Annotated in this window: 15 protein-coding genes and 1 tRNA gene; 8 read left to right on the top strand and 8 right to left on the bottom strand. The window is 62.0% G+C overall.

The genetic code is table 11. From position 1 onward, the window contains the following. Positions 1 to 49: 49 nt before the first annotated feature. The 3 genes from BLR13_RS38275 to BLR13_RS38285 form a co-directional block, all read right to left on the bottom strand. Positions 50 to 307 (bottom strand): PilZ domain-containing protein, encoded by a 258-nt coding sequence (locus BLR13_RS38275; protein WP_074829233.1) that lies wholly within the window; start codon positions 305 to 307, stop codon positions 50 to 52. A gap of 194 nt (positions 308 to 501) precedes the next feature. Further along, entirely contained in the window at positions 502 to 702 is a 201-nt protein-coding gene (locus BLR13_RS38280) for a hypothetical protein (RefSeq protein ID WP_074829232.1), read from the bottom strand. A 212-nt stretch (positions 703 to 914) separates the two neighbouring features. Next, on the bottom strand, positions 915 to 1208 hold the full coding sequence (locus tag BLR13_RS38285; protein WP_074829230.1) for a GYD domain-containing protein: 294 nt from the start codon (positions 1206 to 1208) through the stop codon (positions 915 to 917). 438 nt (positions 1209 to 1646) lie between these two features. Between BLR13_RS38285 and BLR13_RS38290 the strand changes: the two genes are divergently transcribed. After that, positions 1647 to 3071: a caspase family protein gene (locus BLR13_RS38290; RefSeq protein ID WP_074829229.1), complete on the top strand. Its 1425-nt coding sequence runs from the start codon at positions 1647 to 1649 to the stop codon at positions 3069 to 3071. A 198-nt stretch (positions 3072 to 3269) separates the two neighbouring features. On the opposite strand, the gene BLR13_RS38295 is transcribed toward BLR13_RS38290, so the two are convergent. Then, positions 3270 to 3344: transfer RNA gene (locus BLR13_RS38295), tRNA-Glu, on the bottom strand. Between the two features lie 281 nt (positions 3345 to 3625). On the opposite strand from BLR13_RS38295, the gene BLR13_RS38300 reads away from it, so the two are divergent. From BLR13_RS38300 to BLR13_RS38310, 3 genes are read left to right on the top strand one after another with little or no spacing between them, the layout of a single operon-like run. After that, positions 3626 to 4060 carry a nuclear transport factor 2 family protein gene (locus BLR13_RS38300; protein ID WP_143039819.1) on the top strand — a complete coding sequence of 145 codons (435 nt, stop codon included), beginning with the start codon at positions 3626 to 3628 and terminating at the stop codon, positions 4058 to 4060. A gap of 26 nt (positions 4061 to 4086) precedes the next feature. Then, a complete protein-coding gene (locus BLR13_RS38305; protein WP_074829225.1) occupies positions 4087 to 5355 on the top strand; it encodes a Zn-dependent hydrolase in 1269 nt (422 codons plus the stop codon). A gap of 49 nt (positions 5356 to 5404) precedes the next feature. After that, complete coding sequence (locus BLR13_RS38310) at positions 5405 to 6631, top strand: MFS transporter (protein WP_074829223.1); 1227 nt, start codon at positions 5405 to 5407, stop codon at positions 6629 to 6631. 40 nt (positions 6632 to 6671) lie between these two features. On the opposite strand, the gene BLR13_RS38315 is transcribed toward BLR13_RS38310, so the two are convergent. Continuing rightward, positions 6672 to 6887 carry a DUF2061 domain-containing protein gene (locus BLR13_RS38315; RefSeq protein ID WP_074829222.1) on the bottom strand — a complete coding sequence of 72 codons (216 nt, stop codon included), beginning with the start codon at positions 6885 to 6887 and terminating at the stop codon, positions 6672 to 6674. Between the two features lie 217 nt (positions 6888 to 7104). On the opposite strand from BLR13_RS38315, the gene BLR13_RS38320 reads away from it, so the two are divergent. Beyond that, positions 7105 to 7380 (top strand): hypothetical protein, encoded by a 276-nt coding sequence (locus BLR13_RS38320; RefSeq protein WP_074829220.1) that lies wholly within the window; start codon positions 7105 to 7107, stop codon positions 7378 to 7380. 231 nt (positions 7381 to 7611) lie between these two features. On the opposite strand, the gene BLR13_RS38325 is transcribed toward BLR13_RS38320, so the two are convergent. Continuing rightward, positions 7612 to 8379, bottom strand: coding sequence for an outer membrane protein (locus BLR13_RS38325; protein ID WP_074829219.1), 768 nt, complete (start codon positions 8377 to 8379; stop codon positions 7612 to 7614). Between the two features lie 288 nt (positions 8380 to 8667). On the opposite strand from BLR13_RS38325, the gene BLR13_RS38330 reads away from it, so the two are divergent. The 3 genes from BLR13_RS38330 to BLR13_RS38340 all read left to right on the top strand — a co-directional run bounded on the left by BLR13_RS38330 (position 8668) and on the right by BLR13_RS38340 (position 11742). Continuing rightward, complete coding sequence (locus tag BLR13_RS38330; protein WP_074832235.1) at positions 8668 to 9711, top strand: PrsW family glutamic-type intramembrane protease; 1044 nt, start codon at positions 8668 to 8670, stop codon at positions 9709 to 9711. A 117-nt stretch (positions 9712 to 9828) separates the two neighbouring features. Then, positions 9829 to 10413 (top strand): HdeD family acid-resistance protein, encoded by a 585-nt coding sequence (locus BLR13_RS38335; protein ID WP_074829217.1) that lies wholly within the window; start codon positions 9829 to 9831, stop codon positions 10411 to 10413. Between the two features lie 243 nt (positions 10414 to 10656). Then, complete coding sequence (locus BLR13_RS38340; protein WP_074829215.1) at positions 10657 to 11742, top strand: 3-deoxy-7-phosphoheptulonate synthase; 1086 nt, start codon at positions 10657 to 10659, stop codon at positions 11740 to 11742. Between the two features lie 128 nt (positions 11743 to 11870). Here the strand turns inward: BLR13_RS38340 and BLR13_RS38345 are convergent, their stop codons facing one another. Continuing rightward, positions 11871 to 13595 (bottom strand): amidohydrolase, encoded by a 1725-nt coding sequence (locus BLR13_RS38345; protein ID WP_074829209.1) that lies wholly within the window; start codon positions 13593 to 13595, stop codon positions 11871 to 11873. Positions 13596 to 14117: 522 nt separating this feature from the next. After that, positions 14118 to 14363 carry a hypothetical protein gene (locus BLR13_RS38350; protein ID WP_074829208.1) on the bottom strand — a complete coding sequence of 82 codons (246 nt, stop codon included), beginning with the start codon at positions 14361 to 14363 and terminating at the stop codon, positions 14118 to 14120. Positions 14364 to 14392: the final 29 nt, after the last annotated feature.

The following is a 14392-nucleotide window of genomic DNA, read 5'->3' on the forward strand; positions in this document are numbered from 1 at the left end:
TGTCGCGGAACGATACACGACTGGCGACGCGGAAATTGGTTGGTCTGGTCTAGCGGACGAATTTGACGCCGACGGATTTGCCGCGGCGCCAGACCACTTCGCAGGGCCGCCCGGTCCGCGCATCGCGCGAAAATGCCAGCCGCAGTTTGGCAGGCAGCGAGTTGGAATCCTCGATCGTGACCTTGGCGCCGGTACTGGACATGTCATGCACCACGCACGGCCGCGCCGCAAAGCCACCTTCGAGCGTGATCCAGCCTGCCTGCTGCAGCGATTTGCGCAACTCGCGCTTTTTGGTGCCAAAGGCCATGTCAGAAGTTCCCCTGGTCACAGCCCTAAGCCACGCGGCTTAAAAAGCCGTTGCGGAATACCCGGATTTTCGGCCTACCGGGAGGCCGCGCGGCACGCCTGCCGGTGGCGTCGCACAGCGGGAGCGGCCGCGATCGTGACGTATACCGACCACAACGATGTCCAGGCCTGTCTTAACAATTTCTGTTAGCGCGCCTAGCCAAGGTTATCGGCGATCACCTTGTCGATTAAGCTTTCATTGTGCCGGATAAACTCATCTCGCGTCATTCTGGAGGCTTGCCACGCGGCCTGAAGGCCAGCGTCTTTTTCAAGCCATTGGTTTCGCGTTTGATGGTCAAGCTTATGGCGCCGCGCGTCCTGTGATCCATGCGAGGCTTTGTCATGATCCTTGGACATTGTATATCCTCGTATATCTAATCTACGTTGATACTCTCGTCGGCTGTGGCGCAAAGCCTTTGCCACGTCGGCAGCGAACGCGCGGTCGTAGGGATAAATTATGGAGCCCACCGCGCAAGGAGGTACCCTTCCATAATATCAGCATGGAAGTTCGTTTAACAATTGCCAGCGCAGAAAACTCTTGCGGAACCGCCGGTCAACAATATCCGTGGTCAGATCATCTTGCCGACAACCGCCGTCATCTCCGCCGCCGAGAAAGCTCGCAACGACTCGGTGCGGACGTTACCCAGCGCGCCAAGACTCAAGCTAAGCGACATGGCGGAAGACTCATCTGGCGCTTCGACGATTGTCACGACGTCATACCGTCCCTGCGTCCAGAAAAGGTCCTTCACGGTCACTCCAAACGTCTTCGCCATTTGCTTGAAGGCATCTGCCCGCTTCGGGGATTCCTTGGCGTTGCGGATTCCTTGATCGGTGAAATTCGCAAGCACGACATAAGTTACCATGGTCGTCCTCCCTGGTTAGGACTCTATGCAACTTCGCATGAGGAAGTTGTGCCACAGCATCTCCATTGCGGCTTGATTTATAGCATTGCTGCACCCGACATGCATGGCCAGGAGATCTTTGGCTTGGAAGTATATGCACGCTATCCACCAAATGTTCGCATTTGCGGCGCGACCTCTTAAAAGCCCGCCATCGGGATCCGGCAGATAAATCGCAGAAAAGTGAAATCAATTGCCGACACCCAGCGCTAAGGTCTGGGGGTCGCATGAGCCACCGTCGCGCCTGAACGCGATGAAGAGGAGTCTCCGGCGCTAAGTTGATTTTGGATCACCGTCTAAGCGAGCGTGGCTTCGAAACGACGCTGACCATCACGGCAGTAGTTCTGACCCAACATCGGTTTCTTGCAGCCAATATGCGAAGCTTTGAAGAGGGAGCGGATCATGCGCCTCTTGATCATTGCATTGTCAGTCATTGGTATTCTCGCCAGTTCAAATGTCGCCAACGCCGAGCGTCGCGTGGCCTTTGTGGTCGGCAATGGCGCATATAAAAATGTTGCACCGCTTCCCAATCCGTCAATCGACGCCAGGTCGATGGCGACCGTGCTCCGCAAAGTGGGCTTCGATGTCGTCGAGGGCACCAATCTGACTCGCGACCAGATGACCGAACGGCTGCTCGAATTCGGCGATAAGGCCCAGGGCGCGGAATTGGCGGTATTCTTCTACGCCGGTCATGGTATTGCCATTTCTGGCACCAATTACCTCCTGCCAGTGGATGCCGACGTCAAATCCGAAATGGACGTCAAGCTCGGCAGCGCGATCAATGTCGACGTGACGCTCGACCAGACCATGCGCGATGCCAAGGTCAAGCTGGTGTTCCTCGATGCCTGCCGCGACAACCCGTTTGCAGCAAAAATTCGCTCGTCCGCGACTTCGCGCAGCGTGAATGTGCAGAGGGGACTGGCCGAGATGAAATCCGGCGAAGGCACCCTGATCGCATTCGCCACTGGCCCCGGGCAAACCGCGCTGGATGGCAAGGAGGGTACAAACAGCCCCTTCACCCGTGCGCTGATCGACAATATCACCAAGCCGGGCGTTGAAATCCAGCAGGCAATGACCCAGGTCCGGGCCCAGGTCAACGAAGAGACCAACAAGGGTCAACTGCCTTGGGGCCATACCAATTTGATCGGATCCGTTTATCTCAATCCGGCCGCTGCGCGGCCAGCAGCCTCGGCTGCCGAGGCACCGAAAACACCGGTATTCTCCACGAGCGCCGCATCCGATGTCGAACTCGAGTTCTGGCGTTCGATCAAGGACTCAAACAAACCGGAAGAACTCGATGCCTACGTGACCAACTATCCCAACGGCCAATTCAAGTCGCTCGCCTTGGCGCGCATCGCCTCGTTACAGGATGGTTCAAGCACGACGACGACGCGCAATCTGACCAAAGGCATCGATCCTGCAACTTTTACCGACGAAGCCACACTACTCACCGAAGACCAGATTGGCCTCGACAAGGGCCAGCGTCGCGACGTGCAGCGCCAACTGACCGGTCTTGGCTTCGACACCAAGGTCAGCGGCAAGTTCGATGATTCCACCCGCGCGGTCATCCGGCGCTGGCAGGCGGCACGCGGCTATCCCAGCAGTGGCTTTTTGAACAGACTGCAACACAAGGCGCTGCTGAGCGAGATCGTCGCTACGGTGGACGCGAGCGCAAGTGACGATTCAGGCGATCGTCGGAGTCGTCCGCACCACAGCGGGGGCGGCGGCCATCATTATCGCGGTGGCGGAGGAGGTGGTGGCGGTCCCGGTCCGGGTCCCGGCGGTCTCCTTGGCGGCATGATGGGCGGATTATTCGGACGAAGGTGATCCGAAATGCGCTTTGGACAATCGGGTGCCTCCGGGCAAGGACGCCAGCTACTCCACACCGGTTTCAAGATTGTCGCCGCTTGCGATGGCGGGCAGATGGCTCGCAACCGCGCAAGTCCGCCGTCATGGCGTTCCAGGTCAAATCGAATTGGCAAACCAGCAAGAAGCGCGATTAAAAACAGGCACTTCGGGAAGCCTTGGCGCTCCCTAGCGGAATCGAACCGCTCTCTCCACCGTGAAAGGGTGGCGTCCTAACCGATAGACGAAGGGAGCAAAAACAACGAGAAATCAACACCTTATGGGCCTGATTGGTCGCGTTGGTCGCCGACCGACAGGTCAATCAAGGCGGCGACGGGCGAACGTATAGTGGCGTTTGGCCGAGCGGGCAAGCCGCCCGGCAACCTCTTTTTGTGGCCGATTTCATGCTGTGCGGATTGGACGTTTTGTCGACCGCTGGAAAGCGTCAATATGGTCTCGCCCGATCTTCACCCGGACCGTTGCCATACAGACGTCCTGACCGATATTGTCGGCACGCCCGACCGATTGAATGTTGATTGACGATCGCGCTGAGCCGACGAGTGCCGTCGTTCCAAACAGGCTATGGACGGACCATGATCCCCTCGCCCACCGAGCGAGACGAGCTTTTCAAGCGCTTCGCACGCGCCCTGTTCAGGGGCGATATGGATGCGCTCTATCAGGTTGTCACGCCGGGCTTCCTCTGGAGTTTCCATGACGGTCTCGCCGTGACCAAGTCCCTTCAAGGCCCCGACGCCATCGTCGCGCACCTTGACGAGCAGAAAGCGCTGCTCTCGGCGCAGCGTTTTCACGACGTCGCCTTTCATCATGCCGGTGACACCAGTTTCATGACGTTCCGTGTCAGCGAGACGGTGCGGGAAACCGGCGAGCAACGCGAACAACTCGGCATCGAGCGCTACAGTTTTGGGGACGGACGGCTCGCGGCCAAGGACGTCTATCGCAAGCCACTCTGATTTTGGAAACACAGCAAGGGCACGTCATGCCTGACAATCATTCAGGCGTCGACGGCGCCCAGGTCCTGGCGGATCTCAGTGCGCTCCGTGCCATCGGCGCCTACAAGACCGGCGTGCACAAGCCGACCTTCTCCGAGCCGCATATCCGCTCGCTGCAGTGGCTGGCGCAACGGCTGCCGGAAGCCGGGCTGACGGCCGAGATCGACGGCATCGGCAATGTACTCGGCACCAGCGACAAACCGGGACCGAAATTGCTGGCCGGGTCGCATCTCGAAAGCCAGAATTACGCGGGCTGGCTCGATGGGCCGCTCGGCGTCGTCTATGCGCTTGAAGCCGCCCGCGTCATCAACTCCGACCGCAACGCTCACGGCATGATCGAAGTCGCGGCCTGGTGCGACGAGGAAGGCCATTTCGGCAGTTTTCTCGGCAGCCGGTCCTATGTCGGCGGCGTCACGGATGCGGAAATCGACGCCGCGCGCGACCGCAGCAGCGGCAAATCCATGCGCGATGCGCTGCGCGAAGCGGGCCTCGCCGGCCGGGCGCGCGTAGCGTGCGAACGCGGGCGCCACCTCGGATATCTGGAGGCGCATATCGAGCAAGGTGAGAGGCTTGAAGGCAGCGGTCTCAAGATTGGCGTCGTCACCTCCATCGTCGGCATCTGGCAATACCGGATCGCCTTCACCGGCGAACAAAATCACGCCGGCACCACAAGGATGGCCGTTCGCAGGGATGCCGGACTGGCGCTGGCGAGGTTTTGCGTCGATATCGACGATCGCTTCCCGGCGCACTGCGGACCGCGCACGGTCTGGACCACCGGCCGCATCACCCTCGATCCCGGCGCGCCGAGCATCATCCCGGGCGCCGCCGAAATGCTGTTCCAGATCCGCGACGACGACGCTGAAGTCATCGCCCGCCTGGAGGATCTGCTGCGGAGCATGGCCGCCGATATCAGCGCGCGGGGCCGGTGCACGGTCGCAGTGGAGCGTATTCGCACCGGCGCACCGGCGCTGATGGATGCCTCGATCCAGACTGCCGTCGAGGCAGCGAGCGCAGCCTTTGCCGGCGGCAAGTCGATCCGCATGCCGAGCGGTGCCGGTCACGACGCCCAGGTTCTCGCGACCGTGATGCCATCGGGCATGCTGTTCGTGCCGTCGATCGGCGGCATCAGCCATCACTGGACCGAAAACACTGCCGATGCGGATATCGTCACCGGCGCCGAGGTCTTTGTTGACGCGTGCCGGCGCCTGCTGAAGGGTCATAGCGTTTTCGAGCGAAGTGGACGCCGGTTCGCGTAAAGAAAACGCGTCAAAACAAGTAAGCCGCGAAAACACTGCGAGCGCCCCAATGGCAGCCGACACCGGGCCGACCGGTTCGATCAGGGATATTCCGGTCAGCATCTGGACCCTGGGCTTCGTCTCGATGCTGATGGACATCTCGTCGGAGATGATCCACGCCTTGCTGCCGGTCTATCTCGTGACGGTGTTCGGCGCATCGATGGTGACGGTCGGCGTTATCGAAGGCATCGCCGAGGCGACGGCATCGATTACCAAAATATTTTCCGGCGCGCTTTCGGATTGGCTCGGCCGGCGCAAATGGCTCGCGGCGTTTGGCTACGGCCTCGCCGCGTTGACCAAGCCGGTCTTTCCTCTGGCGCCGACCATCGCCTGGCTGGTCGCGGCGCGCTTCGTCGATCGGATCGGCAAGGGCATTCGGGGCGCGCCCCGTGACGCGCTGGTAGCCGACCTCGCGCCGGCCGACCTGCGCGGCGCAAGCTTTGGTCTGCGCCAGTCGCTCGATACGGTCGGCGCTTTCCTCGGCCCGCTGCTCGGCATCGCGCTGATGTGGTGGACATCCGACAACTTCAAGGCGGTATTCTGGTTCGCGGTCATTCCCGCCTTTCTGTCGCTGGCGCTGATCAGTTTCGCCGTACGCGAGCCGGCACGGCCGCTAGGCCGGCGTCGCGTCCGCAATCCGGTCAGCCTCGCTGAGATCAGGAAACTCGGCGCCGCCTATTGGTGGGTGGTGGCCGTTGCGACCGTCTTCACGCTGGCGCGCTTCAGCGAAGCCTTCCTGATTCTGCGCGCCCAGAATGTCGGACTGCCGATCACGTTGCTGCCGGCCATCTTGGTGGTCATGAACGTCGTCTATGCCGTCGCGGCCTACCCGGCCGGCGCGCTTTCGGACCGCATCAGCCGCGTGCCCCTGCTGGCAACAGGCATTCTGTTGCTGGTTGCCGCCGATGTCGCGTTGGCGCTGCTGCCTTCGCTCGGCGGCGTCGCCCTTGGCGTCGTGCTGTGGGGGCTGCACATGGGATTTACGCAGGGGCTGCTGGCCGCGCTTGTCGCGGACACCTCGCCGGCCGAGTTGCGCGGCACCGCCTACGGGTTCTTCAACCTGCTGGGTGGGCTGGCGATGCTGGCAGCAAGCGTCATCGCCGGCGGCCTGTGGGATATCGCCGGCCCTAGAGGCACCTTCCTTGCCGGCGCCGGTTTCGCTGTCATCGCACTGGCGGGTTTGCTCGCTGTGCACGGCAAGGTTGGAGCCAAGGTCTCCAGCAAGGACGCCGGCTAGCCGGCTGCCGGACCAAAGCGGCGATCACGTAAAACCGGCCTCACCGATGCCCCCAGGAAATCGCGCTCCAGACCCGTTCGTGCAGGTAGTACCAGGCGATCTTGGTGACGACCTCGAGGCCGGCGATCGAACCGGCGATCTCGACCCTACCGGTCATGAACCAGCTGATGGCAAAGGTATCGAGCGTTCCGAGCGTCCGCCAACTGACGGCCTTGAGAACCGACCTCGTATGTGTCTCCGTTCCACGAAACAGCACCCGGCAATGCCTCCTGTATGTCGTCGGGCCGAATCTACCACGCCGGCGTACCAAGCCGCTTGACCATCCTCGGTTCCCGCCGACTTTTCGGTTCCGTCGCTGCCACACAACGGTCCAAGGTGTCCGCTTCTTGGACGGCCGAACGTGGCTCTGATATGCCCGCAGTGTCGGCGCGCGATGCGCAGCCAGACACCTCTGGATCGGACGTGGAGTTGAAATGCGACTGGCTATCGTCCTCGGTGCGATCTGCGCGCTGACCCAGGCCGCTTCTGCCGAGATCGGCGACTGCAGCGCGATCGCGGAGACCGCCGCAAAGCTCGCCTGTTACAACAATGAGCCGCAGCGCACGGCTGCGCACCCGGCGGCAGCAAGGATCCCCGGCGTCGCAAGACCTCCGGCCGCCGCCACCAATAGCCCACAACGGATCGATCAGCCCGGAGACGAGGACGCCGCTCTCAATGCCAAGATGCGAAGCATCTGCCGCGGCTGCTGAGCGGCGGCGTACCGATATCGCGCGCACGCGCTTCGTTGAGGACGCCGCTCTCAATGCCAAGATGCGAAGCATCTGCCGCGGCTGCTGAGCGGCGGCGTACCGATATCGCGCGCACGCGCTTCGTGCGAGCCGTGCAGCGAATCGCAACAGTTCCTCCACACAGCAAAAAGCCCCGGCGATGCCGGGGCTTTCAACTGGTCTGGAGAGGACCTTAAGTCCGCTCGGCAGGTCTCAATACTTCGCGACGACCGGGCCACCCCAGTTGAACTTGTAGTTCACGCCGACCAGAGCGGTCGAGGCTGTTTGCTTGATGCTGACGTGCTCACCAGTCGGCACCAGTCCCGGCGCTGCGATGAAGTTCACCGTTCTGGTTCCAAAGTCCATGTAGTTATATTCGCCGAACACGGACCAGCCCGGTGCGAACATCCATTCCAGGCCGCCGCCAACCGTCCATCCACTAGCATTCCAGTTGCCTGAGGCTTCCGAAAGCCCACCTCCCGGCAGCTGTAGGAAGTCCGAGCTTCTTGTCCAAGCCCCGCCGCCCTTCACGTAACCCAGAAGCTGCGGAGCAAACAGGTAACCGATCCTGCCCGTCACCGTCCCAATGAAGTCGGTCTTGTCAAACATGGTGAAGGTCGGGAAGGCCGGCAGGGCATGGGAGCCTTTAATGCTGCCCCAGTCGCCCTGGACCTGGATGCCGACGACCCAGTTGCCCGCGAACTGATAGTCGCAGCCAACCTGGCCGCCGCCAATGAAGGCGCTTCCGGTTTCTCCGCCATAGTTCGCCGGTGCGGGCCCGATGCCGAACTGGTCGATACGGAATTGATCCTGCTTGGCCCAACCACCACCTATGTTGCCGCCGATGTAGCAGCCGGTCCAATTGTAGACCACGATCGGAGCCGGGGGCGGCGCCTTCGTGTAACGGGGTGCCATATCAGCCGCGACGGCCGAACCGGTCATTGCGACCGCAGCGAGCATTCCAAGAGCAAATTTCTTCACGGTTATTTCCCCATTTGCTAATCGAAACCACGGAAATCCTAGGCTTAGTTGTAGAGGAATCGGGCAACCAACGTTGTTGCGTGTCGGACACAGTCGCAAGGAAGATTCAGCGCCATTCTTCCCGTAGCAGAACTCAGCACCCCCCTATCTCAGGCGTAGTACGCGTTTCATCGCCATCAGAGGCTTGGAGTTGCGAACCCGCGCGGCGAAAAGGAGCCGCGACGGATTTTGTTGCAAACCGCTGAATTTGCGGCCATTTTCGTTTCATGCAAGGCAAAGTTTCCTGACATGCTGCTGCTTCAGGCCCTCCCCACCTCGATCGGCGCCGCCGCCATCGCGCCGGCATTGCTGGTGCTATGGCTCGTGATTGCCGCGGACGAACGCCCCGGTCCGCCTGCGCGGGTGTGGCTGGCTTTTGTGCTCGGGGCCGCCAGCATTTCATTGCTGGGAATCGCGCGCGCCCCGTTTGCAGCGATTCTCGCCGTCCCCGGAAATCCCTGGATGACGCAGGCGCTGCGCTCGGTGTTCGGCGTAGCAGCGCCGGAAGAAATCGTGAAGGTGCTCGTGATCGTTGTGGTGTCGGCGGTGGCGCGACGGCGCACCTTCGCCGATCCGATGGACACCGTGGTCTATGGTGCCGCTGCGGGCCTCGGCTTCGCCGCCTACGAAAACCTCGCTTATCTGGTGCAGCATACCGACATGTGGCGATCGCTGGCCGCCTTACGTAGTGTGCTGACCGTGCCGTTCCATGGTGCGCTCGGCATCATCGCCGGCGCCTATATCGCGATCGCGCGCGCCGGGACCGCGCTCGGCGCAAATCGGCATCATCGCGACTGGGCGCGCATCTCGAGCTGGAGTCTCGTCCTGTTCGCGCCCGTCGCGCTGCATGCGGCGTTCGATTTTCCGCTGCTGACCCTGCAGAGGAATCCTGACCTCGATCCCACGACCCGGCTGCTGCTGGGAACAGCCAGCGTCATCATCGGGTTCAGCTCGATCGGATTTGCGGTACGGCTGGTGCGCCGCGTCGGCCGACACCACGCGCCGCGTACCGACATCGCGCGAGAACGGTTGAGCCAGTTGCGGCGGATGTGGGCGCTGCTGGTCGCAGGCGGCGGCGCGGGCTTTGCCGGCATGGCCTTTCTGCTGACCTCGATCCACCACTGGTTCGTCAACCCGGAGCGCAACGTCTCCCTGGTGCTGATCCCGCTCGGCCTCACCTCCATTCTGATCGGGCTCGCGCTGCTAGCGGCCACGACGGCGATCTATATTTTCGGCCGTAACCGGATCCGCACGTCGTCGGAGGGCTTTTCGTCCGCACCCAAACCCGGCTGAAGGTCGCGCGGCCGTCGTTGATCTCCCTCAAGAAAATCGCACAACAATTTTCACCGGTGAGCACCGTGCGAGTTATAGTGTGCGTCCAATCCACGCGGCGCGCATCGGGAGTTTCCAATGACCCATCCCCAGGATTTTGGCAAAGACATCGAGAAAATGCAGGCAGCGGTCGGCGCGACGGTCAAGGCTCATTGGAAAGCCTTCCTGTTCGAAGGCATCGTGCTGGCGGTCCTTGGCTTCGCGGCGATGATCGTACCGCCGCTGGCGAGCCTCGCCGTCACCATCTTCCTCGGCTGGATGTTCCTGCTCAGCGGCATCGCCGGATTGATCGTCACGTTCTGGGCCCGCCAGATGCCGGGCTTCTGGTGGTCGCTGTTTTCGGCAGCGCTTGCCGTTCTCGCCGGCCTCGTCCTGCTAGCGCGACCGGCGCAGGGTATCCTGACGCTTACCATCGTCGTCGGCGCCTATTTCCTGGCCGAAGGCGTCACCACCATCATGTACGCGCTGGAACACCGCCGCGAATTGTCGGAGCGCTGGTCCTGGCTGCTGGTTGCCGGACTGGTGGATATCCTGATCGCATTCCTGATCATATCAGGCCTTCCCGGCTCGGCGGAATGGGCCATCGGCCTGCTGGTCGGGATCAATCTGGTGTTCGGCGGCGCATCGCTGATCGGCATGGCGCTCGCCGCGCGCAAATCCTGAGCGCAATCAAGGGACGCGCCCTGCCCGACGATTTGGGGATGACAAAGCGCCGCGGGTGCCCTATATAGCCCACATGATCAACCTCGCCGCCAACAGCTATTGGTACTTTAGCTACGACAGCTCGCTGGCGGTGGGAGGATCGCGCTCAATCTGACAAATTGCAGCCAAGAAGTCCGAACAGCCGCCAGACCCTGGCGGCTTTTTTATTGCCGGCAGGTCTCCAAGGAAACAGGAGCCACAGCCGTGTTGAGCACCACAGACGACCTTCGAATTAGCGAACTGAAAGAACTGAGCACGCCGCAAGAGGTGATGCGCGAGATCCCGCGTACCCTGACCGCGACGCGCATTGTGATGGCGGCCCGCAACGCCACCCATGCCATCCTGAACGGGACCGATGACCGCCTGCTGGTCGTCGTCGGCCCCTGCTCGATCCACGACCCCGCAGCAGCCGTGGACTACGCCGAGCGCCTCGCCACCATGCGCGAGAAGCTCGCCGGCCACCTCGAAATTGTGATGCGCGTCTATTTCGAGAAGCCGCGCACGACGGTCGGATGGAAGGGGCTGATCAACGATCCCGGCCTCGACGGCAGCTTCAACATCAACCGCGGCCTGCGCCTTGCCCGCAACGTATTGTCGGCGGTGAACAACCTCGGCCTGCCGGCCGGTGCGGAATTCCTCGACATGACGACGCCGCAATACATCGCCGATCTGGTGGCGTGGGCGGCGATCGGCGCGCGAACCACCGAGAGCCAGATCCACCGCGAGCTCGCTTCCGGACTGTCCTGCCCGGTCGGCTTCAAGAACGGGACCGACGGCAATGTGCGGATCGCCGCCGAAGCGGTGAAGTCGGCGTCGCATCCGCACCATTTCATGGCGGTGACCAAGGGCGGACGCTCGGCGATTGCGGCAACCACCGGCAATGAGGACTGCCACATCATCCTGCGTGGCGGCCACGCGCCGAACTACGACCACGCCAGCGTCGATGCCGCGGCAATCGAACTTGCGCGCGCCGGCGTCGCACCACGGATCATGATCGACACCAGCCATGCCAACAGCGGCAAGAAGCCCGAGAACCAGCCGCTGGTGGTGGCCGATATCGCCAGGCAGATCAGCGGCGGCGAGCAGCGCATCATCGGCGCCATGATCGAGAGCAACCTGGTGGCCGGTCGTCAGGATGTCGTGCCCGGCACGCCGTTGACGTACGGTCAGAGCATCACCGATGGCTGCATCGACTGGGACACGACGGTGTCGGCGCTAAACGGGCTGGCGGAAGCGGTCGAGGCGAGACGGAATGCACCGTCGCGCAAATTCCAGGAGCTTTCGGCCTAAAAACCGAAAGCGTGTGCTCAAGCCTGCTCTGTCACCCCAGCGTAACGGCGCTGGGGTGCCGGAGATGGAGGAGAATCGTCCAGGAAACTAGGCTCTCGTATCACCCGACTGACGCGGATGCGCCTCTTTCAAGCCTGGAAGCGACGCTCGCCGTCGAGCCAAGTCTCACGAACTGGAATATCCCGGATCGCGAGCGGATCGACCAACGTCGGGTCCTTGTCCAGGATCACGAGATCGGCCGCCTTGCCTTGCGACAAGACTCTGGTGAAGTCGTAGCGGCACTGCCAGGCAGCGTCGGAAGTCACCATGCGCAGCGCGGCTTCGACCGAGATCCGTTCGGCCGGGTTCAACACCTCGCCGCCGTCGCGCATGGTTCTTGTCACTGCGTTCTCTACCATCCGCAACGGGCCGATATCGGTCACGCTCCAGTCGGAATGCAGGGTCGGCCGCAGGCCGCCCTTCAGTGCAGACGCGCAAGGGTCCAGCCTGTTGGCGCGCTCAGGACCCAGGATATCGTCGCGGAAAGCGCGCCCCCAATAATGGACATGACCGATCAGGAACGACGGTGAAAGCTCGAGCGCTTTCATACGTGCAATTTGATCGTCATGCAGGATCGAGCAGTGTTCGATGCGATGACGGTGGTCAGCGCGCGGCTTGGCCTTCAACACCGCCTCGTAAGCATCGATCGTCGTGTCGATCGCGGCGTCGCCGTTGGAATGAACGCAAACCTGCCAGCCCTCTTCGTGCGCTTCGCGAATTACCTGGGTGAGTTGTTCCGGCGTGTAGTTCAGTGCGCCCCGGCTTTCTGATTTCAGATAGGGTTGGCGCTGAAAGCCGGTGCGGCCCTGGTTCGAACCGTCCGACCATGCCTTGACAGCATTGATGCGAAAGCGATCGTTGCCGAAGCCGGGCTTGAGGCCGGCGTCCCGCCAGGCCTTCATTTGCGTGGACACGAGCGTGCCGCCGAAGCGGATTGGCGGATCCTTCGCCATCACCGCCTGGAGCAGCTTCAGGTGACCGGCATTCGGAAAGCCGATGGCACAGTCGAACAAACCGGTGCAGCCGCGGCTCGCTGCCCTGTCGAACAGCCGTCTCACGGCGGCTGCGATCTCGTCGGGCGTCGGCTGGCCCATCTTCGCGACAAAGGGTTCAAACGCAGCCCCCTCTTCCAGCCGACCCGTCAGATTGCCGTTGGCGTCGCGGCCGAAGCGCCCAAGTGGGGGGTCGGGTGTGTCGCGGGTGACGCCTGCAACCGCCAGAGCCTTCGAATTGACATGCGCGATGTGGCCGTTGCTCTCGAAAAGATAGAGGGGATTGTCCGGTGCGATCTGGTCGAGCAAGGCAAGGTCGATATTCGCCTTGCCCGGCGTGATCGTTGCATCGAACTGCCACGCCTTGATCCAGGCGCCCGGCTCCGCTTTGGCAACACTCGCCTTCAACCTGGCAACGACGTCCTCCATCGTCGCGTTGACAAACGGACCGGCGTCGATCCAGTTTTCGAACAGCACAAAGACGCTGTGCATGTGCGGGTCGATCAAGCCTGGCAGCAGCGTTCCGCCGTCAAGATCGATGATCCTGGTCTGCGGCGAGCGCAACCCTTCCAGTTCGCTGTCCGAACCGACGCCGATAATCTTGCCGCCGCTCGCCGCAACTGCCTGCGCACGCGGCTTCGACGGGTCCATCGTGATCACCGTGCCGTTGCGAAACAACAACTCGGCCCGTGGGTCCTGCGCGCGGACCTCGGGCAACCAGAGCGGCGCCGTCAACACTGCCGCGCTGCCCCCAAGCACCGCGCGGCGAGATGTCATCATTTCCAGGAAACGGACCATTCCGGGGTTGCACGAGAGGCACATGGAGCGCTCCAATCTCGTTGAAGAAGCTGAGCAAAGCACCGCTTTGCGCCCAGGTCGAGAATAATTGTGGCAACTGGAAAGCGTGGCCGCGCAGCGGCCGCGACTTCGGATCCAGGCGGCGACAGGGCCCATCGCAGAGGGGGCATCTTGGTCGGCGTCAGGCTACGACTGCCGTTTCCCTTACTACCTACGAACTCCACTCGTTGGGCTGGAAAGCGCCGCTTTGGAGGGCCGAGGACGAGCTTGGCCGAAAGCCGGCGTAAGATACCCGAGCATGTCTTGGCGCGCGCTGACGCTCCCGCTTCCGACAGTTCACGAAAAAGCGCCTCCGCTGGAGAGAACGGCGGCTTGATCAGCAGATACTCCAAGCCAAAACGGAGTCTCAGAGAACCCGTTAGATCTACGTCAAAGGAAAGGGAGGATCGTATGTTTCAGTGCCTGGAAGACAATTCGTCCCCGCACGAATCCGTAGAGCCAACAATTGGTTGCCTCTGTCACAGTCCAGCCCTTGTGCGACTTAGCCTAGCAGCCGCGGCAGATGCTCTTGATCTTCTTGTCGAGGGCAGCGTTTTCCTTGCTCAGCGCGTCGTTGGGATCGCTGAGATTCTTCTCGTTCGGCACGTCGCCGGCCCGCGGCTGACGGTGACCGACCGGCGCCTGTATCGTCGACTTCTCCGAGTTCTTTGGAACCGACGACGATCCGCCTTGGGCGAATGCGCCCGAGCCGGTCAGAACCATGAGCGCCAGCGACAGGATCGTTTTTTGCATCTTGGTTCTCCCGTTTCGGTTTCTGTCGT

Source organism: Bradyrhizobium ottawaense (assembly GCF_900099825.1).
Classification (GTDB): Bacteria; Pseudomonadota; Alphaproteobacteria; order Rhizobiales; family Xanthobacteraceae; genus Bradyrhizobium; species Bradyrhizobium ottawaense_A.